Origin of the sequence: Pseudomonas sp. R43(2017), from assembly GCF_002112345.1 — a bacterium.
Taxonomy (GTDB): domain Bacteria; phylum Pseudomonadota; class Gammaproteobacteria; order Pseudomonadales; family Pseudomonadaceae; genus Aquipseudomonas; species Aquipseudomonas kribbensis.
On sequence record NZ_NEHJ01000002.1, the window covers coordinates 82135 to 106626 of the forward strand.

The 24492-nt window shown below is 61.2% G+C and carries 21 protein-coding genes; 11 read left to right on the top strand and 10 right to left on the bottom strand.

Annotation, left to right across the window (positions count from 1 at the left end):
* Nucleotides 1–193: 193 nt before the first annotated feature.
* The 7 genes from CAG02_RS04915 to bioB all read right to left on the bottom strand — a co-directional run bounded on the left by CAG02_RS04915 (nucleotide 194) and on the right by bioB (nucleotide 7185).
* The gene (locus CAG02_RS04915; RefSeq protein WP_085709193.1) at nucleotides 194–1999 is read right to left on the bottom strand and encodes a phenylacyl-CoA dehydrogenase; all 1806 of its coding nucleotides are present in this window, start codon (nucleotides 1997–1999) and stop codon (nucleotides 194–196) included.
* Nucleotides 2000–2273: 274 nt separating this feature from the next.
* Complete coding sequence (locus CAG02_RS04920; RefSeq protein ID WP_085709192.1) at nucleotides 2274–2570, bottom strand: pyrroloquinoline quinone biosynthesis protein PqqE; 297 nt, start codon at nucleotides 2568–2570, stop codon at nucleotides 2274–2276.
* Nucleotides 2571–2676: 106 nt separating this feature from the next.
* Nucleotides 2677–3357: a dethiobiotin synthase gene (gene bioD / locus CAG02_RS04925; RefSeq protein ID WP_085709191.1), complete on the bottom strand. Its 681-nt coding sequence runs from the start codon at nucleotides 3355–3357 to the stop codon at nucleotides 2677–2679.
* Nucleotides 3354–4166, bottom strand: a complete 813-nt coding sequence (bioC, locus tag CAG02_RS04930) for a malonyl-ACP O-methyltransferase BioC (RefSeq protein ID WP_085709190.1) — start codon at nucleotides 4164–4166, stop codon at nucleotides 3354–3356. Before bioC ends, bioD begins: the two co-directional genes overlap by 4 nt.
* A complete protein-coding gene (locus CAG02_RS04935; protein ID WP_085709189.1) occupies nucleotides 4159–4890 on the bottom strand; it encodes an alpha/beta fold hydrolase in 732 nt (243 codons plus the stop codon). The genes bioC and CAG02_RS04935 overlap by 8 nt, the downstream gene beginning before the upstream one ends.
* Nucleotides 4883–6061 carry an 8-amino-7-oxononanoate synthase gene (gene bioF / locus CAG02_RS04940; protein WP_085709188.1) on the bottom strand — a complete coding sequence of 393 codons (1179 nt, stop codon included), beginning with the start codon at nucleotides 6059–6061 and terminating at the stop codon, nucleotides 4883–4885. Before bioF ends, CAG02_RS04935 begins: the two co-directional genes overlap by 8 nt.
* A gap of 68 nt (nucleotides 6062–6129) precedes the next feature.
* Nucleotides 6130–7185 carry a biotin synthase BioB gene (bioB, locus tag CAG02_RS04945; RefSeq protein WP_007959840.1) on the bottom strand — a complete coding sequence of 352 codons (1056 nt, stop codon included), beginning with the start codon at nucleotides 7183–7185 and terminating at the stop codon, nucleotides 6130–6132.
* Between the two features lie 91 nt (nucleotides 7186–7276).
* Between bioB and CAG02_RS04950 the strand changes: the two genes are divergently transcribed.
* The 5 genes from CAG02_RS04950 (at nucleotide 7277) to rarD (ending at nucleotide 12907) form a co-directional block, all read left to right on the top strand.
* Nucleotides 7277–8017 carry a ComF family protein gene (locus CAG02_RS04950; RefSeq protein WP_085709187.1) on the top strand — a complete coding sequence of 247 codons (741 nt, stop codon included), beginning with the start codon at nucleotides 7277–7279 and terminating at the stop codon, nucleotides 8015–8017.
* Between the two features lie 58 nt (nucleotides 8018–8075).
* A complete protein-coding gene (locus tag CAG02_RS04955; RefSeq protein ID WP_085709186.1) occupies nucleotides 8076–8840 on the top strand; it encodes a TOBE domain-containing protein in 765 nt (254 codons plus the stop codon).
* Nucleotides 8841–8912: 72 nt separating this feature from the next.
* Nucleotides 8913–10814 (top strand): PhoX family phosphatase, encoded by a 1902-nt coding sequence (locus tag CAG02_RS04960; protein ID WP_085709185.1) that lies wholly within the window; start codon nucleotides 8913–8915, stop codon nucleotides 10812–10814.
* A gap of 164 nt (nucleotides 10815–10978) precedes the next feature.
* Nucleotides 10979–11953: a serine/threonine protein kinase gene (locus CAG02_RS04965; protein ID WP_085709184.1), complete on the top strand. Its 975-nt coding sequence runs from the start codon at nucleotides 10979–10981 to the stop codon at nucleotides 11951–11953.
* Nucleotides 11954–12019: 66 nt separating this feature from the next.
* Nucleotides 12020–12907: an EamA family transporter RarD gene (gene rarD, locus CAG02_RS04970; protein WP_085709183.1), complete on the top strand. Its 888-nt coding sequence runs from the start codon at nucleotides 12020–12022 to the stop codon at nucleotides 12905–12907.
* Nucleotides 12908–13130: 223 nt separating this feature from the next.
* Here rarD and CAG02_RS04975 read toward each other — a convergent pair whose 3' ends face one another.
* Nucleotides 13131–13649, bottom strand: a complete 519-nt coding sequence (locus CAG02_RS04975) for a glycine cleavage system protein R (protein WP_011336250.1) — start codon at nucleotides 13647–13649, stop codon at nucleotides 13131–13133.
* A gap of 476 nt (nucleotides 13650–14125) precedes the next feature.
* Between CAG02_RS04975 and CAG02_RS04980 the strand changes: the two genes are divergently transcribed.
* Entirely contained in the window at nucleotides 14126–16303 is a 2178-nt protein-coding gene (locus tag CAG02_RS04980) for a malate synthase G (RefSeq protein WP_085709182.1), read from the top strand.
* A gap of 69 nt (nucleotides 16304–16372) precedes the next feature.
* On the opposite strand, the gene CAG02_RS04985 is transcribed toward CAG02_RS04980, so the two are convergent.
* Both CAG02_RS04985 and CAG02_RS04990 read right to left on the bottom strand, forming a co-directional pair.
* On the bottom strand, nucleotides 16373–16765 hold the full coding sequence (locus tag CAG02_RS04985; RefSeq protein WP_085709181.1) for a hypothetical protein: 393 nt from the start codon (nucleotides 16763–16765) through the stop codon (nucleotides 16373–16375).
* Between the two features lie 130 nt (nucleotides 16766–16895).
* A complete protein-coding gene (locus CAG02_RS04990; RefSeq protein ID WP_085709180.1) occupies nucleotides 16896–17342 on the bottom strand; it encodes a response regulator in 447 nt (148 codons plus the stop codon).
* Nucleotides 17343–17596: 254 nt separating this feature from the next.
* Between CAG02_RS04990 and CAG02_RS04995 the strand changes: the two genes are divergently transcribed.
* The 5 genes from CAG02_RS04995 to CAG02_RS05015 all read left to right on the top strand — a co-directional run bounded on the left by CAG02_RS04995 (nucleotide 17597) and on the right by CAG02_RS05015 (nucleotide 24428).
* A complete protein-coding gene (locus CAG02_RS04995) occupies nucleotides 17597–19537 on the top strand; it encodes a putative nucleotidyltransferase substrate binding domain-containing protein (RefSeq protein WP_085709179.1) in 1941 nt (646 codons plus the stop codon).
* Nucleotides 19534–20241 carry a PolC-type DNA polymerase III gene (locus CAG02_RS05000; RefSeq protein ID WP_085709178.1) on the top strand — a complete coding sequence of 236 codons (708 nt, stop codon included), beginning with the start codon at nucleotides 19534–19536 and terminating at the stop codon, nucleotides 20239–20241. Before CAG02_RS04995 ends, CAG02_RS05000 begins: the two co-directional genes overlap by 4 nt.
* 111 nt (nucleotides 20242–20352) lie before the next feature.
* Entirely contained in the window at nucleotides 20353–20871 is a 519-nt protein-coding gene (locus CAG02_RS05005) for an RNA polymerase sigma factor (protein WP_085709177.1), read from the top strand.
* Nucleotides 20868–21839: a FecR family protein gene (locus CAG02_RS05010; protein WP_085709176.1), complete on the top strand. Its 972-nt coding sequence runs from the start codon at nucleotides 20868–20870 to the stop codon at nucleotides 21837–21839. The genes CAG02_RS05005 and CAG02_RS05010 overlap by 4 nt, the downstream gene beginning before the upstream one ends.
* Before the next feature lie 162 nt (nucleotides 21840–22001).
* Nucleotides 22002–24428: a TonB-dependent siderophore receptor gene (locus tag CAG02_RS05015; protein ID WP_085709175.1), complete on the top strand. Its 2427-nt coding sequence runs from the start codon at nucleotides 22002–22004 to the stop codon at nucleotides 24426–24428.
* The last annotated feature ends 64 nt before the right edge of the window (nucleotides 24429–24492 follow it).

The window sequence follows — 24492 nt, forward strand, 5'->3', positions numbered from 1 at the left end:
GCACCGGTAATTCGGGCAGTGCAATTAATTGGCCATTCCTCCTGGAAACATCTTGAATCAATCAGGACAGGGGATCGGCTAAGCAAAGCCGTCATCAGTGCTGGGGTATCAGCCCCGGGATTGGGGAAATCCGGGCACAAAAAAACCGCTGCCCCCGAAGGAGCAGCGGTTTTCAGAACGACCGCGTTAAGGCTTAGTAGCCCAGCGAGAAGTTCTCTTCCTTCATGTCCATCAGGTTGTTGGCACCCGACAGCATGGTTGCCACGTGCGTACGGGTACGCGGCAGGATGCGCTGGAAGTAGAAGCGCGCGGTTTGCAGCTTGGCGGTGTAGAACGCCTCGTCGGTGGTGCCGGCAGCCAGTTTTTCAGCAGCCAGACGCGCCATGTCGGCCCAGAAGTAGGCCAGGCAGGCGTAACCGGAGTACATCAGGTAGTCCACGGAGGCCGCGCCGACTTCTTCGCGGTCTTTCATGGCGGCCATACCGACCTTCATGGTCAGTTCGCCCCACTCTTTGTTCAGTGCAGCCAACGGGGCGACGAATTCCTTGACGGCTTCGTTGCCTTCGTTGTTCTGGCAGAACTTGTGGACGATCTTGGTGAAGCCTTTCAGAGCCTCGCCTTGAGTCATCAGCACTTTACGGCCCAGCAGGTCGAGTGCCTGGATGCCGGTGGTGCCTTCGTACAGCATCGAGATGCGGCTGTCGCGAACGTTCTGCTCCATGCCCCACTCGGCGATGAAACCGTGGCCGCCGTAGATCTGCACGCCGTGGTTGGCGGATTCGAAACCGACTTCGGTCATGAACGCCTTGGCGATCGGAGTCATGAAGGCCAGCAGAGCGTCGGCTTTCTTCTTCTCTTCTTCGTCCACGCCGTATTTGACGATGTCGACCTGTTTGGCGGTGAAGTACACCATCGCGCGGTTGCCTTCGGCGAATGCCTTCATGGTCAACAGCATGCGGCGCACGTCTGGGTGCACGATGATCGGGTCAGCGGCTTTGTCCGGCGCTTTCGGGCCAGTCAGGGAGCGCATTTGCAGACGATCGCGAGCGTATTTCAGGCCACCCTGGAAGCCGATTTCGGCGTGGGCCAGACCTTGCAGCGCGGTACCCAGACGTGCGGTGTTCATGAAGGTGAACATGCAGTTCAGGCCTTTGTTCGCCGGGCCGATCAGGAAACCGGTCGCGCCGTCGAAGTTCATCACGCAAGTGGCGTTGCCGTGGATGCCCATCTTGTGTTCCAGCGAACCGCAGCTCACCGCGTTACGTGCGCCAACGGTGCCGTCGGCGTTCGGCAGGAACTTCGGAACGATGAACAGGGAAATGCCTTTGGTGCCGGCCGGTGCGTCCGGCAGGCGGGCCAGTACGATGTGGACGATGTTGTCGGCCATGTCGTGTTCACCGGCCGAGATGAAGATCTTGGTGCCGGAAACTTTGTAGGAACCGTCGGCCTGAGGTTCAGCCTTGGTGCGCAGCATGCCCAGGTCGGTGCCGCAGTGCGGCTCGGTCAGGCACATGGTGCCGGTCCATTCGCCGGAGACCAGTTTGGTCAGATAGGCTTCCTGCTGCTCTGGGGTGCCGTGCTCGGAGATGGTGTTCATCGCGCCGTGCGACAGGCCCGGGTACATGCCCCACGACCAGTTGGCTTCGCCGACCATTTCGCTTACAGCCAGGCCCAGCGACTCAGGCAGGCCTTGACCGCCGTGCTCCACGTCATGGGCCAGGCTTGGCCAGCCGCCTTCGACGAATTGCTTGTAGGCCTCTTTGAAGCCAGTCGGGGTTTTCACGCCGGACTCGCTCCAGGTGCAACCTTCGATGTCGCCCACGCGGTTCAGCGGTGCCAGCACCTGCTCACAAAACTTGGCGCCCTCTTCGAGAATGGCGTCAACCATGTCCGGCGTTGCCTCTGCGCACGCTGGAAGGCTCTGATAGTGCGCTTCGTAGCCGAGCAGTTCGTCACGAACGAAGCGAATATCACGCAAGGGGGCCTTGTAGTCAGGCATAGCGATAAACCTCTGCTGATGTAACCGGGAATGAACGACCGCATTGATTTGTTGTGACGGTCAAACAGTTGTTTGAAACATACGTTTACGCCGAAATCTTGTCAAGCGTCGATCTTTTGCCGTTCGTCATCACATTTTTCAAACGCCGGACACAGCACCGCGACATGCGCCCGAACGAGCCACGCGCAATAAAAAAGATTAGTTGAGGGAGAAGGACTTACAACGAAAAACGCCGCGAACAGTCGCGGCGTCTGGGAAAGCACAGATCAGAAAATCAGGCGAACGTATCGATGATCGTACCGAGCATTTCATCGGATGCCTTGGCGACTTTTGTGCCCAGCTCCACTTGAAACTTGCCCTGGGCCATCTCGGCCATGGCGCTGCCCGGATCCATTTGCTGGCTGCGATCGATACCGCGCAGGCGATCGATCTGGGCCTCGGAAGACTGGCTGGTGACCGAACGCTCGATGGTGTTGTTGGCGATCTGGCTGGCGGCCTGATCGACGCGGTTCTGCCCGGTCTGAATGGTGCTCAGACCTGCATAAAATGCTGTGTTTCCGGAGATTTCCATGGGAGCTCTCATCCTTGGGAAGGATCAATGGGTGCCATTGAACCAGAGGCGTCAGAAAAACACCCGTCAAAAACACTAATGGCACAGTGCCTTGTCATAGCCAAAATCATTCGAGCAGATCCAGTTGCAAATGCTCAGCGACCGCCTCGGCGCTGACAGCCTTGAGTTTCGGCACTCGCCCAAGGCACGGCGCCGGAATCCGTTCGGCCAGCGTCGCGAGGTTTTCCTCCAGCCGCGAAGTCTTAGGATCAATGATGTTCGCCACCCAACCGGCCAGTTGCAGCCCGTCACGGGCAATCGCTTCAGCAGTCAGCAATGCATGACTGATACACCCCAGACGAACGCCCACCACCAGAATCACCGGCAGCTGCAACGCAATGGCCAGGTCCGAAAGATTGTCCTGATCCGCCAACGGCACCCGCCAGCCACCCGCGCCTTCAATCAACGTGAAGTCGGCGTTCATGGCCAGAATCTCGCGCATCGGCCCCAGCAGCGATTGCACGGTGAGCGCCACACCTGCCTCTCGCGCCGCCAGATGCGGTGCGATCGCCGGCTCGAACGCTACCGGATTGACCTGTTGATAAGTCAGCGGCAAAGAGCACTCGGCCTGCAATGCCAGAGCATCGGAGTTGCGCAGGCCTTTGGGTGTCACGACACAACCGGACGCCACCGGTTTACCCGCCGCCGTACTCAACCCTGCCGATCTTGCGGCATGCAGCAACCCGGCGGCGACAGTCGTCTTGCCGACGTCAGTGTCGGTTCCGGTGATGAAATAGGCTGCGCTCATAAGGGTTTCTCCAACACGGCGTAGACCACCTGATAAGTCGCCGGCAAGCCTTGTTGCTGACGGAACTGCTCGTAAGCCTCGACCAGCCCCAGAATCCGCGCCCGCCCGGTCAGCCCCCCCGGTCGGCCAGGGTTCAGGTTATGCGCGCCCAAGGCCTTGAGTTCATGAGTCAGGCTGCGCACATCCGGGTAATGCAGCACATGCGGCCGATTCTCCAGACTGACCGTGCGCAAACCACTGGCCGCGCACAATTGTTCGTAGCGGGCGAACTCGCGGAAGCGGTTGACGTGCACCAGGCCATCGACCTGACGCCAGCTGTCGCGCAATTCATACAGCGTCCCTACACAAAGACTAGCAAACGCGAAAATCCCCCCCGGTTTCAGCACCCGAAAGACTTCGCCGAGCACCGATTCGAAGTCTGCACACCACTGCACGGCGAGGCTGGAGAAGATCAGATCGCAGGTCGAATCCTGCAACGGCAAGCGTTCGGCATCGCCGGCAATAAAGTGCGTGGCCCCGCCCAACGGCCGGGCGTGATTGAGCATGCCTTCGGCGATGTCCAGCGCCAGCCCTTCGTTACCCGCAAAACGTTCGGCCAGCGCCCGGGTGAAATAGCCGGTGCCGCAACCCAGATCCAGCCAGCGCGACGGCAAAAAGTCCACCGGCAAGCGATTCAACAACTGCGTACCAACATCACGCTGCAACTCGGCGACGCTGTCGTAGCTGGCCGCTGCGCGAGAAAAGGAAGCCGCTACCTGGCGCTTGTCAGGCAAGCCGCCAGGCAGCGCAGCAAGAGACAAATCAGTCATCACCACACTCACTTAAAAACGCCTGGATAGCACCGGCCACACCGTGGGGGTCTTCCAGAAGAAACGCATGACTGGCCTGCTCGATCAGCCCGACCTCGACATCCGCCAGCAACGCGAACAGCTCGCCCGCAGCCTCCGCCGGCACCAGCCCGTCCAGCCCGGCAAACAGATGCAATTGCGGACCTCGAAACACCTGCAAGGCATTGCGCGTATCGATCTGCGCCAACAACTCCAGCCCCGCCATCAGCGCCGCCGGCGAAGTGTTCGGCGCGCCGCCGAGCAACAGCCGCGACACGCCGCGCGGGTCTTGCGCACCTTGAGCACACAGCAGAGAAAAACGTTTGAGGGTCTGGCGCGGGTCAGCACTGCAACCGGCCAGAAACGCATCGAAGGTTTCCGCCGGCATCGCGCTCGGCCATTGTTCATGGGCAACAAAAGAAGGATTGCTCGCCAGCGTCAGCAAGCCGCAGCAATGTTCGCCACGCCGCGCCGCCAGCTCAGTGGCCAGCATCCCGCCCAGCGACCAGCCACCGAGCCAGGCGTCCTGGGGAATGCGCTCATCGAGTTCGTCGAGCCAGTCAGCGGGATCGCTGGACTCCAGCTCCGGCAACGGTTCGATTTCCACCGTCAGGTGTTCGTCGAGCCCGTGCAGCGCCGCCGCCAGCGGCTCCAGTGGGGAAACCCCCAGGCCCCAGCCGGGGAGCAGAATCAGTCGATCACGCATGGCTTGGCTCCGACTTCAGTTGGGCAAAGCAATCGGCCAGTCCTTCTAACAATAGTTGCACCTGCGCCTCGCTGTGAGCGGCGGTCAGGGTGACCCGCAGCCGCGCACTGCCGGCAGGCACGGTCGGCGGACGGATCGCGGTGACCATCAGCCCACGCTCGCGCAGCATCTGCGACAAGCGCACGGCGCGGCCGGCATCGCCAATCATGATCGGCTGGATAGGCGTAAAGCTGTCCATCAGTTCCAGTCCGATCTGCTCGGCACCGTGGCGGAACTGGCGGATCAACGTCTGCAAATGTTCGCGACGCCAGTGTTCGCTGCGCAGCAACTCGAGGCTCTTCAGGGTCGCGCAGGCCAGCGCCGGCGGCTGGCTGGTGGTGTAGATGTACGGGCGGGCGAACTGAATCAGGCTTTCGATCAACTCTTCACTGCCGGCAACAAACGCGCCCGCCGTGCCGAACGCTTTGCCAAGAGTGCCGACCAGCACCGGCACATCCTCCTGGCTCAAACCGAAATGCTCGACGATCCCGCCACCGTTCGCTCCCAGCGGGCCGAAACCGTGGGCGTCATCGACCATCAACCAAGCGCCTTTGGCCTTGGCTTCCCGGGCCAGCGCCGGCAGGTCGGCGAGATCGCCGTCCATGCTAAACACACCGTCAGTGACCACCAGCGTATTGCCGGTGGCTTTCTCCAGACGCTTGGCGAGGCTATCGGCGTCGTTGTGCAGATAGCGATTGAAGCGCGCACCGGACAACAATCCGGCATCCAGCAACGACGCGTGATTGAGCCGGTCCTCCAGCACCGTGTCGCCCTGCCCGACCAGCGCCGTGACCGCGCCGAGGTTGGCCATGTAGCCGGTGGTGAACAACAGCGCGCGGGGCCGTCCGGTAAGGTCGGCCAGGGCTTCCTCCAACTCATGATGCGGGCCACTGTGGCCGATCACCAGATGCGAAGCTCCGCCGCCGACGCCCCACTTCGAAGCACCGGCGCGCCAGGCTTCGATCACTTGCGGGTGGTTGGCCAGGCCCAGGTAATCGTTGTTGCAGAACGCCAGCAACGGCTGACCGTCGACCACCACTTCTGGCCCTTGTGGGCTTTCAAGCAGCGGTCGCTGGCGATAGAGATTTTCGGCACGACGGGCAGCAAGGCGTGCGGCGAGATCGAAAGACATGCAAGCCTCACGGGTGGCAAATGAATCAGCAGGCGCCGCCCGAGGCAGCGCCTGAGAAGAACGGGCGGTCAGACAGCGGCGTTGTAGAACTGCTCGCTGCTCTTCTGCTCCACCAGCGCCTGCTCGATGGCGGCCTGATGCACTTCGTCGGCATGTTCTTCACGGGCTTCCGGTTGAATGCCCAGACGTGCAAACAGCTGCATGTCCTTGTCGGCCTGCGGGTTGGCGGTGGTCAGCAGTTTGTCGCCGTAGAAAATCGAGTTGGCGCCGGCGAAGAACGCCAGGGCCTGCATCTGCTCGTTCATCGCCTCGCGGCCGGCGGACAGGCGCACGTGGGATTGCGGCATGAGGATGCGCGCCACGGCGAGCATGCGGATGAAGTCGAACGGATCGACGTCGTCAGCGTTTTCCAGCGGCGTGCCGGCCACTTTCACCAGCATGTTGATCGGCACCGATTCCGGATGCTCCGGCAGATTGGCCAGCTGGATCAGCAGGTTCGCGCGGTCATCGAGGGACTCACCCATGCCGAGGATGCCGCCGGAGCAGATTTTCATGCCCGCATCACGCACGTAGGCCAGAGTCTGCAGACGCTCGCTGTAGGTGCGAGTGGTGATGATGCTGCCGTAGAACTCCGGCGAGGTGTCGAGGTTGTGGTTGTAGTAGTCGAGGCCGGCCTTGGCCAGCGCCTCGGTTTGATCCTGATCGAGACGACCGAGGGTCATGCAGGTTTCCAGGCCCATGGCCTTCACGCCTTCGACCATCTTCAACACGTACGGCATGTCCTTGGCCGACGGGTGCTTCCACGCCGCGCCCATGCAGAAACGGGTCGAGCCGATGGCCTTGGCGCGGGCAGCCTCTTCGAGGACTTTCTGCACTTCCATCAGCTTTTCTTTTTCCAGGCCGGTGTTGTAGTGACCGGACTGCGGACAATATTTGCAATCTTCCGGGCAGGCGCCGGTCTTGATCGACAGCAGGGTGGAAACCTGGACGCGATTGGCGTCGAAATGCGCGCGGTGCACCGTCTGCGCCTGGAACAGCAAATCGTTGAATGGCTGAACGAAGAGTGCTTTGACTTCGGCCAAAGTCCAGTCGTGACGCAGGGTGGCAGTGGTGCTGGCGCTCATGGGCGATTCCTTGGTTATGCTTGGCTTGCGCCTGTGGAAACGGAATACCCACAGGCACGACACGGATGTTCGGCATATTTAAGGAAGAGTCATGCACTGTCAACCACATCAAGATAGACCGGTTTACATCTGGTTAAATAATAACCATCGCTGTTTGATTTGCGATGAGCCGGCGGAAACTGAAACGCCGCTCTGCGTAGCCTGCGAAACCGACCTGCCCTGGCTTGGTGATCAATGCATGACTTGCGCATTGCCGCTGCCCGCAGCAAGCCTGACATGCGGTGATTGCCTGAAAGATCCGCCCGCCTTCGAACAGGTGGTAGTGCCGTGGTCCTACGGCTTCCCGGTGGACAGCCTGATCACCCGGTTCAAGCACAATGCAAAATGGCCGTTTGGTCGCCTGTTGGGCGAGGTTCTCGGGCAATTCCTGCAACATCGCTTCGACGAAGGCCTGCCCCGCCCGGACGCCTTGTTACCGGTGCCGTTGGCGAACAAGCGTCTGCGGCAGCGCGGATTCAATCAGGCAGCCATGCTGGCGCGGTGGCTCGGCAAGCAACTGGATCTGCCCTGCGAAGAACATGTCCTGCGCCGTATTCAGGACACCAGCGCCCAGCAGGCACTCGACGCCAAGGCGCGCAAACGCAATCTGCGCAATGCCTTCGAACTTTTGCCAGACGCTCACATACAAGGTCGGCATCTGGCCTTGGTAGATGATGTGCTGACCACCGGCGCCACCGCCCAGGCGCTGGCCCGGCTGCTGGTGGACGCTGGCGCCATGCGGGTCGACGTCTACTGCCTGGCCCGAACACCGAAACCTGGCGACGCGGCTTGACTCACACGCGCCAAGCGGCCAACTTCCTCCTCCATCAACCCAGCACAAAGCACCCGACATGTCCTTGCCTTCCCTGTTGTCCCAGCACATCGTCCGCCGCCCGCAGCGCATCGCCCTGCTGCAACACATTGCCGAACAGGGCTCGATCACCCGCGCCGCGAAAAGCGCGGGCCTGAGTTACAAGGCGGCGTGGGATGCCATCGATGAGTTGAACAATCTGGCGCAGAAACCCTTGGTCGAACGGGCTGTCGGCGGCAAGGGCGGCGGTGGCGCGAAACTGTCCAGCGAAGGCGAACGGGTGCTGCGTCTTTACCAGAAGCTGCAAGCCTTGCAGGCGCAGGTGCTGGAAGCTGCCGAAGACGCCAGCGATCTGGATCTGCTGGGGCGTTTGATGCTCCGGACCAGCGCCCGCAATCAGTTGCACGGCAAAGTCATCAGCATCGAGCCTCAGGGCCGCAATGACCTGATCCGTCTCGAACTCGCCGAAGGCCTGTGCATCGATGCACAGATCACCCACGACAGCACCGTGCATCTGGAACTGCAACCGGGCACCGAAGTGGTGGCACTGATCAAGGCGGGTTGGCTCGAATTGCTGGGTCGCGATCAGCCTGCAACATCCGGTCACAATCTTCTGAGCGGTACCCTCGAAGCCATTCTCGATGCCGAAGACGGCCCCAGCGAAGTGCGCATCGCCCTGCCCAATGGCCAGACACTCTGCGCCCTGGCTGAGCCGCTGCACCTGCGCACCCATAAACTGACCGTCGACCAACCGGTACAAGTGCAGTTCTCGCCGTCCAATGTGCTGATCGGCACACCGCTCTAGCCCGGATCCCTGCAACAAAAGCTTCATCGCCTCTCATTAAGGTGGCTGCCAAAACCAAGCAGGGAGCCTGATGTGAGCCTATTAGAAGAAAACCAATCCACTGACCTGGAAAAAATGGTCGGCATGAGCCGTCGTGGTTTCATCGGTGCCGGCGCACTGTGCGGCGCGGCGATGTTTCTCGGTGGCAGTCTGTTGAGCCGCAGCGCCCTGGCCACCGGTGTCAGCGCCGGCAACAGCCGCCTGCTGGGCTTCGACAGTATTCCGGCCGCCACGACCGACGTCATCAGCTTGCCCAAGGGCTACAAGTCGTCGGTGCTGATCAGCTGGGGCCAGCCCCTGCACAAGAACGGCCCGGCCTTCGACCCGAGCGGCAACGGCACCGCGGCTGCACAGGAAGTGCAGTTCGGCGACAACAACGACGGCATGAGCCTGTTCGCCTTCCCGGATGACAAAAATCGCGCGCTGATGGCGATCAACAACGAATACACCAACTACCGCTACCTCTACCCCCACGGCGGCCTGCCACAGTCGGCGGAAGACGTGCGCAAGGCCCTGGCCTGCGAAGGTGTGTCGGTGATCGAAGTGGCACGCAAGAACGGTCAGTGGCAGTTCGTCCAGGGCTCGCGCTACAACCGGCGCATCCACGGCAACTCGCCGCTGCGCATCAGCGGTCCGGCGGCTGGTCATGAATTGATGAAAACCAGCGCCGACAAGCACGGCAAGAAAGTCCTCGGCACCTTCCAGAACTGCGCCAACGGCAAGACCCCGTGGGGCACTTACCTGACCTGCGAAGAGAACTTCACCGACTGCTTCGGCAGCAGCAACGCCCAGCAGCAGTTCGACTCGGCGCAGAAACGCTACGGCGTGACAGCCGCCAGCCGCGAGATCAACTGGCATCCGTTCGATCCGCGCTTCGACATGGCGAAGAACCCGAACGAGCTGAACCGTCACGGCTGGGTGGTGGAGATCGACCCGTTCGACCCACAATCGACGCCGGTCAAACGCACCGCCCTCGGTCGCTTCAAACATGAAAACGCCGCCCTGGCCGAAACCGACGACGGTCGCGCCGTGGTGTACATGGGCGACGACGAACGTGGCGAGTTCATTTACAAATTCGTCAGCCGCGATCGCATCAACCACCGCAACGCCAAAGCCAACCGCGACATCCTCGATCACGGCACCCTGTACGTGGCGAAGTTCGACGCTGGCGACGGCAATCCCGACCACCCGAAAGGTCAGGGCCAGTGGATCGAACTGACCCACGGCAAAAACGGTATCGACGCCAGCAGCGGTTTTGCCGATCAGGCTGAAGTGCTGATTCATGCGCGACTCGCCGCCAGTGTGGTCGGCGCCACGCGCATGGACCGCCCGGAATGGATCGTGGTCAGCCCGAAGGACGGCCAGGTCTATTGCACCCTGACCAACAACGCCAAGCGCGGTGAAGACGGTCAACCGGTGGGCGGGCCGAACCCGCGCGAGAAGAACGTCTACGGGCAGATTCTGCGCTGGCGTACCGACCGCGACGATCACGGTTCGAAGACTTTCGGCTGGGATCTGTTCGTGGTGGCCGGCAACCCGAGCGTACACGCCGGGACGCCGAAGGGCGGCTCGTCGAACATCACTCCGCAGAACATGTTCAACAGCCCGGACGGCCTCGGTTTCGACAAGGCCGGACGGTTGTGGATTCTCACCGACGGTGATTCGAGCAACGCCGGAGACTTTGCCGGGATGGGCAACAACCAGATGCTCTGCGCCGACCCCAAGACCGGCGAGATTCGCCGCTTCATGGTCGGGCCGATCGGCTGTGAAGTCACCGGGATCAGTTTCTCGCCGGACCAGAAAACCCTGTTCGTCGGGATTCAGCACCCGGGCGAGAACGGCGGTTCGACCTTCCCCGAGCATTTGCCAAACGGCAAGCCGCGCTCTTCGGTGATGGCGATTACCCGTGAGGATGGCGGGATCGTCGGCGCCTGATTGGGCCTCATCGCGAGCAAGCTCGCTCCCACAGGGGATTGCATTCCAAATGTGGGAGCGAGCCTGCTCGCGAAGACCCGATCAGACACCGACCAACTAACCCGCTGCCATCTGCGCTACCATGCTGGGCCGGACGCGGCAGCCTGCCGCGCGCAGGAGTCAGCATGGCCCACCCGTTTGAAACCCTCACCCCAGACCTCGTGCTCGATGCCGTCGAAAGCATCGGATTTCTGAGCGACGCGCGCATTCTGGCGCTCAACAGCTACGAAAACCGCGTCTATCAGGTCGGCATCGAAGACTCCGAGCCGCTGATCGCCAAGTTCTATCGCCCGCAGCGCTGGACCAACGAAGCAATTCTCGAAGAACACCAGTTCACCTTCGAACTGGCCGACGTCGAGATCCCGGTGGTGGCGCCACTGGTCCACAACGGCCAGACCCTGCACGAACACGCCGGTTTCCGTTTCACCCTGTTTCCCCGTCGCGGTGGCCGGGCGCCGGAGCCGGGCAATCTCGATCAGTTGTATCGCCTCGGCCAGTTGCTCGGGCGCATGCACGCGGTTGGCGAAACCAAACCATTCGAACACCGCGAAGCGCTGGCCGTGCAGAACTTCGGCCACGCGTCGCTGACCACTCTGCTGGAAGGCAACTTCATTCCGAAAAGTCTGCTGCCGGCCTACGAGTCTGTCGCCCGCGACCTGCTCAAGCGTGTGGAAGACGTTTACGCCGCCACGCCGCACCAGAACATTCGCATGCACGGCGACTGCCACCCCGGCAACATGATGTGCCGCGACGAGATGTTCCACATCGTCGACCTCGACGACTGCCGCATGGGCCCGGCGGTGCAGGACATCTGGATGATGCTCGCCGGCGACCGTCAGGATTGTCTCGGACAACTGTCGGAATTGATGGACGGCTACAACGAATTCCACGATTTCGACCCGCGGGAGCTGGCGCTGATCGAACCGCTGCGCGCCCTGCGCCTGATGCACTACAGCGCCTGGCTGGCGCGACGCTGGGACGATCCGGCGTTTCCTCGCAGTTTTCCGTGGTTCGGCAGCGAACGGTATTGGGGCGATCAGGTGCTGGCGTTGCGTGAGCAACTGTCGGCGTTGAATGAAGAGCCGTTGAAGCTTTTCTGACACGACACGTCTATACAACTGCCCGTACAATCGCTGCTTTGTTAGCTGCCTAAGCAAGGATTCTGCATGCATGCCGCCAACCCGCGTCGCGGGTACATTCTGGGCCTGAGTGCCTACATCATCTGGGGACTGTTCCCGCTCTACTTCAAAGCCATCGCCGAAGTCCCGGCGGTGGAGATCATCATCCACCGGGTGCTGTGGTCGGCACTGTTCGGCGGGCTGCTGTTGCTGGTCTGGAAGCATCCGGGCTGGTGGCAGGAGCTGCGCGACAATCCAAAACGCCTGGCGATTCTTGCCCTGAGCGGTACCTTGATCGCGGCCAACTGGCTGACTTACGTCTGGTCGGTGAACAACGGGCGGATGCTGGAAGCGAGCCTCGGTTACTACATCAACCCGCTGGTGAACGTGCTGCTGGGCATGCTGATCCTCGGCGAACGCCTGCGCCGCATGCAGTGGCTGGCGGTCGGTCTGGCAGCGGTTGGTGTGGCGCAGCAGGTGTGGCAGGTCGGCAGTCTGCCGTGGGTGTCGCTGGTGCTGGCACTGACCTTCGGTTTCTACGGGCTGATCCGCAAGCAGGCGCCGGTCAAGGCATTGCCGGGGCTGGTGGTGGAAACCTGGATGCTGGTGCCGATCGCCCTCGCGTGGCTGCTGTTCAATCCGACCGCCACCAGTGCACAGGCCGCGTTCTGGACCACCTCCGAAGCCTGGTGGCTGGTGGCGGCCGGTCCGGTGACGCTGGTGCCGCTAGTGTGCTTCAACGCGGCGGCCCGACACCTGCCTTACACCACCCTCGGTTTCCTGCAATACCTGGCGCCGACCCTGGTGCTGCTGCAAGCCGTGCTGCTGTTCGGCGAGCATTTGTCGTCCAGCACGCTGATCGCCTTCATGTTTATCTGGGCTGGTCTGGCGGTGTACAGCGTCGATGCGTGGATAAGTCTGCGTCGGCGCAGCTGATCAAAAAACGCACAAACCTCCACAGGCCACGGTTCTCGTGGCCTGTATCGTTCCTTCCCAAGGTTATCCACAGCGTGATCCCCGCCGTTTGTGCGCAAGTCACTGAATGCTGGCGGTTTTTTGATCAATCCACGCAAAGTCACGGCGGACGTGGCCTGGAAGGCAGTCTCTACAGGTTATCCACAGGCAGGTGCACGTTTAAACTGGATAACCCGATCCGTCTTCACAGGTCGGTGCGCAGCACCAGCTCCACCATCAAGTCATCGGCCAGGGTTTCCAGGCGCGATTGCAGCACGTCCAGTGAAAGAGTCAGGGGCACCGCCAGAATGGCTTCGGCGTGGAACAGCGGCTCGCTGCTCATCGGCGCAGGACGCACCTCGGTCACCAGCCGTTCGAGGTTGACGCCCTGCTCGCTCAGCAACCGGGTGATGTCGCGCACGATGCCCGGACGATCATTCCCCACCAGTTCCATGGCAATCGGCTTCCAGGTGCACGCCTGCTCGATGCCGCTTTCGGCCACCAGCACGCGGATACCCTGCGCCGACAGCGCTTGTAAGGCATCGACTAATTCGTCGTAAGCCTCCGCCGGCACACCGACTCGCAGAATCCCGGCGAACTGCCCGGCCATTCGCGACATGCGGCTTTCCAGCCAGTTGCCGCCGTGCTCGGCGATGCATTGGGCGATGCGCTCGACCTGCCCGGGCTTGTCCGGCGCGAAGACGGTGAGTACGAGGTGATCCATGGCGCAGCCCTCTTGTCATGACTTTTGTTATAGAAAAGCAAGTATAGGCAAGCCGGCCGGCACTGCCGTGATGACGGCAAACGAGGGGCCATAGCAGACACATAGTATTTATGTGTACAACTTTTGATATTTAGCTGGAACAATCCATTGGTTTTTTGAGAACATCCCGTTCCGCGCCGTGACCGCAATGCGTCATGGGGTCGCAGAACGACGTAATTAGTCTGATTTTCACAACCGCAAGTCATCATGTAGTATGCCGCAGCGCGCACTACATAACGTTGGATCGATGTCTGCCCAAGGCACGTTCGCAACCCTGAAAGCCCCGTCAGCAAGGCCCCCAAGCCGTTGATTGGTCCCAGCCCAGCCGCCAGCGATGGCATGTACTGGTCGAGGGGTTTGTGGTTTAAATGGCCAGAGGCTTCATTGTTAAATTGAAGAGCTGAAAAGCGAAATAGCTGAGCAGAGTGAGGCAAGCAATGACTGAACACGTTCAAGTCGGTGGCCTGCAGGTCGCCAAAGTCCTGTTCGACTTCGTGAACAACGAAGCCATTCCCGGTACCGGCCTCACCGCCGACAAATTCTGGGAAGGTGCCGACAAGGTCATTCACGACCTGGCGCCGAAGAACAAAGCCCTACTCGCCAAACGCGATGACTTCCAGGCCCGTATCGATGGCTGGCACCAGACCCGTGCCGGTCAGCCGCACGACGCCGTGGCCTACAAAGCCTTCCTGCAAGAGATCGGTTATCTGCTGCCAGAAGCGGCTGATTTCCAGGCAACGACGCAAAACGTCGATGACGAAATCGCCCGTACCGCCGGCCCGCAACTCGTGGTTCCGGTGATGAACGCCCGCTTCGCCCTCAACGCCTCGAACGCCCGCTGGGGTTCGCTGTACGACGCCCTGTATGGCACCGACGCCATCAGCGAAGCCGGCGGCGCGGAAAAAGGCAAAGGCTACAACAAGGTGCGCGGCGACAAAGTCATCGCCTTCGCCCGTGCATTCCTCGACGAAGCAGCGCCACTGGCGGCCGGCTCCCACGTCGACTCTACCGGCTACAAGATCGCTGACGGCAAACTGGTCGTCACCCTCAAGGGTGGCAGCAACAGCGGCCTGCGCAACGATGCACAACTGATCGGTTTCCAGGGCGACGCCAATGCGCCGATCGCGATCCTGCTGAAGAACAACGGTCTGCATTTCGAAATCCAGATCGACGCCAGCACCCCGGTCGGCCAGACCGACGCAGCCGGCGTCAAAGACATCCTGATGGAAGCGGCGCTGACCACCATCATGGACTGCGAAGACTCCGTGGCCGCCGTCGATGCCGACGACAAGGTTGTGATCTACCGCAACTGGCTGGGCCTGATGAAAGGCGACCTGGCGGAATCCGTTTCCAAGGGCGGCCAGACCTTCACCCGCACCATGAACCCGGACCGCACCTACACCAAGGTCGACGGCAGCGAACTGACTCTGCACGGCCGCTCGCTGCTGTTCGTGCGTAACGTCGGTCACCTGATGACTATCGATGCGATCCTCGACAAGCATGGCAACGAAGTGCCGGAAGGCATCCTCGACGGTCTGGTGACTTGCCTCGCGGCGATGCACAACCTGAGCGGCAACACCTCGCGCAAGAACACCCGCACCGGTTCGGTCTACATCGTCAAACCGAAGATGCACGGCCCGGAAGAAGCGGCGTTCACCAACGAACTGTTCGGTCGCATCGAAGACGTGCTGGGCCTCAAGCGCAACACCCTGAAAGTCGGGATCATGGACGAGGAACGCCGCACCACGGTCAACCTCAAGGCCTGCATCCAGGCGGCCAGCGAGCGCGTGGTGTTCATCAACACCGGTTTCCTCGACCGCACCGGCGACGAAATCCACACCTCCATGGAAGCCGGCCCGATGGTGCGCAAGGCTGACATGAAGGCCGAGAAGTGGATTGGCGCCTACGAGAACTGGAACGTCGATATCGGTCTGAGCACCGGCCTGCAGGGTCGTGCGCAAATCGGTAAAGGCATGTGGGCGATGCCCGACCTGATGGCGGCGATGCTCGAACAGAAAATCGCTCACCCGCTGGCCGGTGCCAACACCGCATGGGTTCCATCGCCGACCGCCGCTGCGCTGCACGCGCTGCACTACCACAAGGTCGACGTGTTCGCCCGTCAGGCCGAGCTGGCCAAACGTGCCCGTGCTTCGGTCGATGACATTCTGACCATCCCGCTGGCGGTCAACCCGAACTGGACGCCGGAGCAAATCAAGAACGAACTGGACAACAACGCCCAGGGCATTCTCGGTTACGTGGTGCGCTGGATCGACCAGGGCGTGGGTTGCTCGAAAGTGCCGGACATCAACGACGTCGGCCTGATGGAAGACCGTGCAACGCTGCGTATCTCCAGCCAGCACATCGCCAACTGGCTGCGCCACGGCATCGTGACCGAAGCGCAAGTGATGGAAAGCCTCAAGCGCATGGCGCCGGTGGTGGACCGTCAGAACGCCAACGACCCGCTGTACCGTCCGCTGGCACCGAACTTCGACAGCAACATCGCCTTCCAGGCGGCGGTCGAACTGGTGATCGAAGGCACCAAGCAGCCGAACGGCTACACCGAGCCGGTCCTGCACCGTCGTCGTCGCGAGTTCAAGGCTGCCAACGGCCTGTAACCTGCGCGAATGCCGGACATGAAAAAGCCCTGATCTTTTGATCAGGGCTTTTTATTAAGCGAAATATTGCTAGGGAAACGTGTAAGAAAAACGGCCTTCCAAATCGAGATCTTTTATACCGTTGCTCAGCTTACCTTTAATGATCGTCCCAGTAATTACGTAATACTCATTATCGACCACTTCTACTTCGAGTTCCAAATCGCCTGATTGGGCGATTCTGTATTCATCACGAATGGTAAAAGCAAACAGAACGCCTGGAAGATTCTTCAAAGGGTAAGTATTTTTACCCTTGGGCACTTTGTCCGTAGGGAATTGGAAGGAGACAGTCTTGGGCTGAGGTTCCTCAGAAAAAACCAACACATATTGTGTTGAACCTGAGACTCTTTTTGTGGAGAACGAGTGTTTTGTGCCATCCAGGGTGTAACTAATATTTGCTCCGACCTGATTCTTAGCATTACTCATGGTGCCTCCCTGTTCATAGGTGCTGGAACGCCAACCACACGCCAGCGCTCTCAAAACCAGTGAACACTCCTTACCTGATCTCGCCTACTGTCAGATCTGACAGTTCGGGCTAAAAGCAGACAAACGGACATTACGCTTCAATCCCCAACTCATGCCTGACCAGTCCAAGCAATTTGGCGGTATCAATCGGCTTGAGCAAAAAGTCCACCACGCTCAAATGCATTGCCGCAATCGCATCCTTCACATCGGCATCGCCGGACACAATGATGATCGGCATCGCCGCCCGCGCCGACTCTCGCACCTGACGAATCAGGTCCAGCCCGTCGACATGCCCCATCCGCAGATCGGTGATCACCAGGCCGATGGAAGGTTTTTCCTCGATCATCTTCAGCGCGGACTCGCCACTGGCCGCGGTCATGCAACGAATGCCATCCAGCCCGAGGATCTCCGACAGCAACTCGCGGGCGTCCTTGTCGTCATCAACGATCAGTACCCGCTGCGGCGGCAGGTCGGGTTCCAGCATGACGGCGCTGAGCGCTTCCCGCTCGGCGTCGCTCAAAATATCGTGGTCGGACATGGCGTTCTCTACGTTTTCAAAATCGATCCCCTGGCACAGTGGTCAGACATCGCTGGGCAGAGCTTCAATGTGCACTTCGTCGGATTTTTTTCCAAGGGGCGAACCCGAGAATTTCCGACTGTTTGTGTAGGGCATATCCGAAAACTACCCAACGGCATGCCAAACCTAGACTTACGTCCAATGGGCACCCTGCGCGCCGGGGTCGACCATGGCTGCAACGATCCAATAACAACAATTCGAAAAAGACTGCGGTAATGGTTATGAGTAAAGCGGACGCCTTCACCCAGGCAGGGAAAACCGCGGTGTTGCAGAACATTCAGGGCACATTGCAATTCCTCCAGCGCTTCCCCCCTTTCAATCAGATGGAACACGCCCACCTCGCCTATCTGGTGGAGCAATGCCAGCTGCGTTTCTACGGTCAGGGCGAGAGCATCATCAAACCCGCCGACGGGCCGGTCGAACACTTCTATATCGTCAAGCAGGGCCGAGTGGTCGGCGAGCGCCCGCATACGGCCAAGGGCGGCACCGAAACCACGTTTGAAATCACCACCGGCGAGTGCTTCCCCCTTGCCGCGCTGCTTGGCGAACGGGCGACCCGCACCGAACACCTGGCCGGCGAAGACACCTTCTGCCTGCAACTGAACAAACTGGCGTTCATCAAGCTGTTCGCCCTCTCCAACACCTTCCGCGACTTCGCCCTGCGCGGGGTCAGCAGCCTGCTCGATCAGGTCAACCAGCAAGTCCAGCAGAAAGCCGTGGAAACCCTCGGCACCCAATATTCGCTGAACACCCGCCTCGGCGAATTGGCCATGCGCCATCCGGTAACCTGCAGCCCGAACACGCCGTTGCGCGAAGCGGTGAAGCTGATGCACGAACAACAGGTCGGCAGCATCGTCGCAGTGGATGAACACAAGGCGCCGCTGGGGATTTTCACCCTGCGCGACCTGCGGCATGTGGTGGCGGAAGGTGTCGGCGATTTCAACGAACCCATCGAACGCCACATGACGCCCTCACCGTTTTATCTGTCGCCGGATCACAGCGCCTTCGACGCGGCGATCGCCATGACCGAGCGGCATATCGCCCACGTCTGCCTGGTCAAAGATCAGCGCTTGTGCGGCGTGGTTTCCGAGCGTGATCTGTTCTCGCTGCAACGGGTCGATCTGGTGCACCTGGCGCGGACCATCCGCAGCGCCCAGCGGGTTGAACAACTGGTGACCCTGCGCGGCGAGATCGGCCAACTGGTGGAGCGCATGCTTGCTCACGGCGCCTCTTCGACACAGATCACTCACATCATCACCCTGCTCAACGATCACACCGTGTGCCGGGTGATCGAACTGACCCTCGCCGAGAAAGGCGACCCCGGTGTGCCGTTCAGTTGGCTGTGCTTCGGCAGCGAAGGCCGGCGCGAGCAGACCCTGCACACCGATCAGGACAACGGCATTCTGTTCGAAGCCCGGGATGCGGCCCATGCCGCCGAGATTCGCGGCAAGTTGCTGCCCATCGCCCAGCAGATCAATAACAGCCTGGCGCAATGCGGCTTCACCCTGTGCAAGGGCAACGTCATGGCCGGCAATCCGCAGCTGTGTTTGTCCCGTGCAGAATGGGCCCGGCGCTTTGCCGCGTTCATTCGCGAGGCAACGCCGGAGAACCTGCTGGGCTCCAGCATCTATTTCGACCTGCGGGTGGTCTGGGGCGATGAACAGGGTTGCGAGCAATTGCGCCGGGGCATTCTCGATCAGGTCGGCGACAATCGACTGTTCCAGCGGATGATGGCCGAGAACGCCCTGCGCAACCGCCCTCCGGTGGGGCGTTTCCGTGAATTTGTGCTGACGAAAAAGAACGGCGAGAAAGCCACGCTGGACCTGAAGATCCAGGGCCTGACGCCGTTTGTCGATGGCGCACGTCTGTTGGCACTGGCCAACGGCATCGATGCGAACAACACCCTCGAACGTTTCCGCCAGTTGGTGGAGAAAGAAGTCATCGACCGACTGGACGGCGCTGCATACGAAGAGGCTTATCACTTTATCCAGCAGACGCGCATGCAGCAGCATCAGCTCCAGACCCGGGAAAACCTGCCGTATTCCAACCGGGTCGATCCCGACAGCCTCAATCATCTGGACCGGCGCATCCTGCGTGAATCCCTGCGCCAGGCCCAACGCCTGCAAAGCAGCCTGACCCTGCGGTATCAGCTATGAGCCTGTTCTCGTGGCTGCGTCCGGCCAGCCCGGTATTGCCGGACGATCTGCAACAACGCCTGACGAAACTGCCGGCAATCGGCGAACTGAGCGAATGCAGCCTGCGTGAACAGCGCTGGGTGGTGCTGGATCTGGAAACTACCGGGCTCAACCTGAACAAGGATCGGGTGCTGTCGATTGGCGCGGTGGTGATCGAGGACGGCGCCATCGACTTCAGCCAGCAGTTCGAGCGCACGCTGCAATGTCGTGAACTCAAGGTCAGCCCCAGCGTGTTGATCCATGGCTTGGGGCCGAATGCGATTGCCGCCGGCAGCGAGCCGGCCGAGGCATTGCTCGAACTGCTGGAGTTTATTGGCGACAGTCCGGTGCTGGCATTCCACGCGCCGTTCGATCAACACATGCTGGGCCGGGCCGTGAAGGAACACTTGGGCCACAAGTTGCAGCAGGTGTTTCTCGATGTCGCCGACATTGCACCGCTGGTTTGCCCGCAGGCTCACATTCGCGAGGCGGGTCTGGATGAGTGGATCAACTGGTTCAGGCTCGAAGTGTTCGAGCGCCACCACGCCAGCGCCGACGCACTGGCCACGGCAGAGCTGGCGTTGATTCTGTTCAGCCGGGCACGGCAGCAGCAGATTCACAGCCCACTGAATTTGCAACAACGCCTGAGCCAGTGGAAGCGCCGCCAGCAGACACATTCGTTCTGAGCCCCGGGTTGTCGCCCGACAACCCGACCGGTGGCCAATTGCTAACCATTCCCACCTCTGCCACAATCGCGAACAATTCTCGTTGGTTAACATTTCCCAGTCGGTGTCTTCGTGTCGTCAGCCCAAAGCCCTCACAGTGAGCTCGTCGGTGCGTTGTATCGCGACCATCGCGGCTGGCTGCTGGCCTGGCTGCGGCGCAACGTGGCCTGCCCGCAACGCGCCGAAGACCTGAGCCAGGACACTTTCGTGCGCCTGCTCGGCCGCGAGGAACTGCTGACACCTCGCGAACCCCGGGCCTTTCTGGTGGCCATCGCCAAGGGTCTGCTGTTCGACTACTTCCGTCGCGCCGCGCTGGAGCAGGCCTATCTCGCCGAACTGATGCTGATTCCCGAAGGCGAACAGCCGTCGGTCGAAGAGCAGCAACTGATTCTCGAAGACCTCAAAGCCATCGACCGCCTGCTCGGCAAGCTGTCGACCAAGGCCCGCGCCGCTTTCCTCTATAACCGTCTCGATGGCCTGACCCATGCCGAGATCGCCGACAAACTCGGCGTGTCGGTGCCGCGGGTGCGCCAGTATCTGGCTCAGGGTATTCGCCAGTGCTACATCGCCTTGTACGGTGAACCAACATGAATCCGGCCAGTTCCAGACCGGTGCCGGCTCATGTGCTGGACGCGGCAATTGCATGGCAATTGACCCTCGATTCCAGCACGCCACTGGAGCGCGAAGAATTCGCCAAATGGCACGCCGCCAACGAAGAACACGCTCGCGCCTGGCGCCAGTTGGGCATGCTCGACCAGCGTTTCAGCGTGGCCAGCGGTCCGGCCCGCGCCGCGTTGCTGCAATCGCGCGAAGGCATTCGCCGGCGTGTACGCAAGCTTGGCAGTGGTCTGGCCAGTGTTGTCGCGGTGATCGGCCTGTCGCTGTTTGCCGCAGAACACTATCTGCCGCTGGATTACTGGCTCGCCGACCAACGTACCGCTACCGGTGAACAACGCACCGTGCGGCTGGCAGACGGCACCGTGGTCAATCTCAACACCCACAGCGCCATGGATGTGCGGTTCGATGAAAAGCAGCGCCTGGTGGTGTTGCAGGAAGGCGAAATCCTTATCGAGACCGGCCATGGCGATGCGCGACCGTTCATCGTCGAAACCCGCGAAGGCCGCATGCGTGCGCTGGGTACGCGGTTTCTGGTCAAACGCGAAGAACAGGGCACGCGCCTGAGCGTGCTGCAGTCTGCCGTCGCGGCGCATCCGCAATCCGATCCGCAGGAACAGATCCTGCGTGAAGGCCAGCAAGTGCTGATCCGCAACAACGGTCTGGATTCGGTGGTGGCGCTCAACCCCGGCGCCGATGCCTGGACGCGCGGCATGCTGGTGGTGGACAACGCGCGTCTGGAAGACCTGGTGCACGAACTCGGCCGCTATCGTCGCGGCCACCTGGGCATTGCGCCGGAAGTGGCCGACCTGCGCATCACCGGCAGCTTCCCGCTGCACGATACCGACAAAGCGTTGAGCGCCCTGCTCCCGACCCTGCCGGTGCAGATCGAGCAGCACACGCCGTGGTGGGTCACCGTGGCCAAGGCCGATCCGAAGCCCTGACACAACGCGTTACCTGCTCGCCCCCCATGAAAACGGACTTTCAGCTGACTTCAGCCGCCATGCCGTCCGTTAATCGAAATTATTTTCATCCAGCCCTATCACTTTTCGAATCTCGTCCGGCACACAGGCAATTGAGAAATATTTCCATTCAGGAGCCGCCGTATGTCCCGTTCGCTAGACACCTTGTTGCGCCCCAGTTTGCTGGCGGTCGCCATTGCCCTCTGCACCCCGCTGGCCAGCAGCCAGTTGATCGCCGCTGAACAGGCGTCGAGCGTACGCGCCTACAACCTGCCGGCCGCGCCGCTGTCCACCACCCTGAACCAGATCGCCAGCCAGGGCGGTCTCACGCTGTCGCTGAATCCGTCGCTGGCAGCCGGCAAGACCTCGGCACCGGTCAACGGCCAATATGATGCAGCGGGTGCACTGAGCGCTGCCCTGCGTGGCACCGGCCTGCAACTGGAGCAGAGCAGCACCGGCACTTACACCCTGGTCGCCGTGCCGGAGGGCGTGATGGCCCTGCCGGAGACTTCGGTGATCGGTGTGGAAAACACTGAAAGTGCCTGGGGTCCGGTCGAAGGCTACACCGCCACCCGCACCGCCGCCGGCACCAAGACCGACACCGCGCTGGTCGAAGCGCCGCGCTCGATCTCCGTCGCCACCCGCCAGCAGATGGACGACCGCAGCGTGCACAGCCTCGATGATGCCGTGCGCTACATGCCGGGCATCACCGCCAGCAGCTACGGCAGCGACACCCGCGCCGACTGGCTGCGCGTGCGTGGCTTCGAACCGACCCAATTCCTCGACGGCCTGCCGCTGCCAAAAGGCGTGTACGCCAACCCGAAACAGGAAACCTGGAACCTCGACCGCCTCGCCCTGCTGCGCGGGCCGGCCTCGTCGGTTTACGGCCAGACCCCGCCGGGCGGCCTGCTGGACATGGTCAGCCGTCGCCCGAGCGATGTGCAGAGCAGTGAAATCCAGCTGCAATACGGCAGCGACAACCACCGTCAGATCAACTTCGCCAGCACCGGCAAGATCGACGACGCCGGCCAGTTCCTCTACGGCCTCAGCGGCGTGGTGCGTGACAGCGGCACGCAGGTCGATCACGTCGACAACAAGCGCTACAACATCGCGCCGAGCCTGACCTGGAACATCGACGACGACACCAAATTCACCCTGCTGACCCAGTTCACCCGCGACGATACCGGCATCACCAGCCAGTTCCTGCCGGTGCAGGGCACCAAGATCGACATGCCGTTCGGCAAGGTTTCCCATCACAAGAACCTCGGCGATCCGGACTGGGAATACTACGACCGCACCTACTACGCGCTCGGTTATGCCTTCGAACATCGCCTGAACGATGTGTGGCAGTTCAAGCAGAATCTGCGCTACACCAAGTCGGAGCTGTCGTTCCAGAGCCTGACCCCGGGTTCGTATCCGTACACCCAGGTGGACAACGCCGGCAACGTCGGCCGCACTAGCACCAGTGTCAATGAGGACATCAGCCAGTTCGCCGTGGACAACAACTTCCAGGCCGACTTTGCCACCGGCGACATCCGCCACACCCTGCTGCTGGGTCTGGATCACCAGCGCAGCAACAACAACTACACCTCGATCTTCGGTGACGGCCTGACCACCAACGTGCTCAACCCGATCTACGGTCAGCCGATCGTGCGCCCGGCGCGCTCCACCGCCTTCTACGACTATGAGCAGAAGACCAACCAGACCGGCCTGTACGTGCAGGACCAGATGGCCCTCGACCAATGGCGCCTGACCCTCGGTGGCCGTGAAGACTGGGTGCACACCGGTACGAAGTTCATCAACAAGGCCGACGCGACCAACACCGACCGCGACAAGGCCTTCAGCGGCAACGCGGCACTGAGCTACGTGTTCGACTCGGGTTTCGTGCCGTACATTTCCTACGCCGAATCCTTCCAGCCCACCAGTGGCGCCGACGCCTCCTCCACGGAGTCGCTCAAGCCGACCGAAGGCAAGCAGTGGGAGCTGGGCATCAAGTACCAGCCGCCCGGCAGCAAGACCCTGCTGTCCGCCGCCGTGTATGACCTGACCCAGAAAAACGTTTCGGTAAGCTCCTTCGTCAACGGCGTATCGATCACCAGCCAGACCGGCGAAGTGAAAGTCAAAGGTCTGGAGCTGGAAGCCACGTCCGACGTCACCGAAAACCTGAAAGTCATCGCCGCCTACACCCTGGCCAAGTCCGAAGTGCAGAACGGCGTCGACAAGGGCAACCGCCTGCAACTGATGCCGAACCAGCAAGCCTCGCTGTGGACCGACTACACCTGGCACAGCGGCGTGCTCGACGGCTTCGGTATCGGCGGCGGTGTGCGCTACACCGGCAACACCTACGGCGACAAGGCCAACACCTGGCTGGGCAAGGCCGACGCCTACACCGTGTTCGATGCCAGCGTGCATTACGACCTCGGTCGCCTGGACAACAGCTTGAAGGGCGCATCGCTGGCCCTCAACGCCACCAACCTGTTCGACAAGGACTACATTTCCACCTGCGACAGCTTCTACTGCTACTACGGCGACCAGCGCAGTGTCGTCGCCAGCGCCACCTACAAGTGGTAATTGCTTGAGCTGAAACAGGCCCTGCAACCAAGCCGTCCCTCGTGGACGGCTTTGGTGTTTTTGA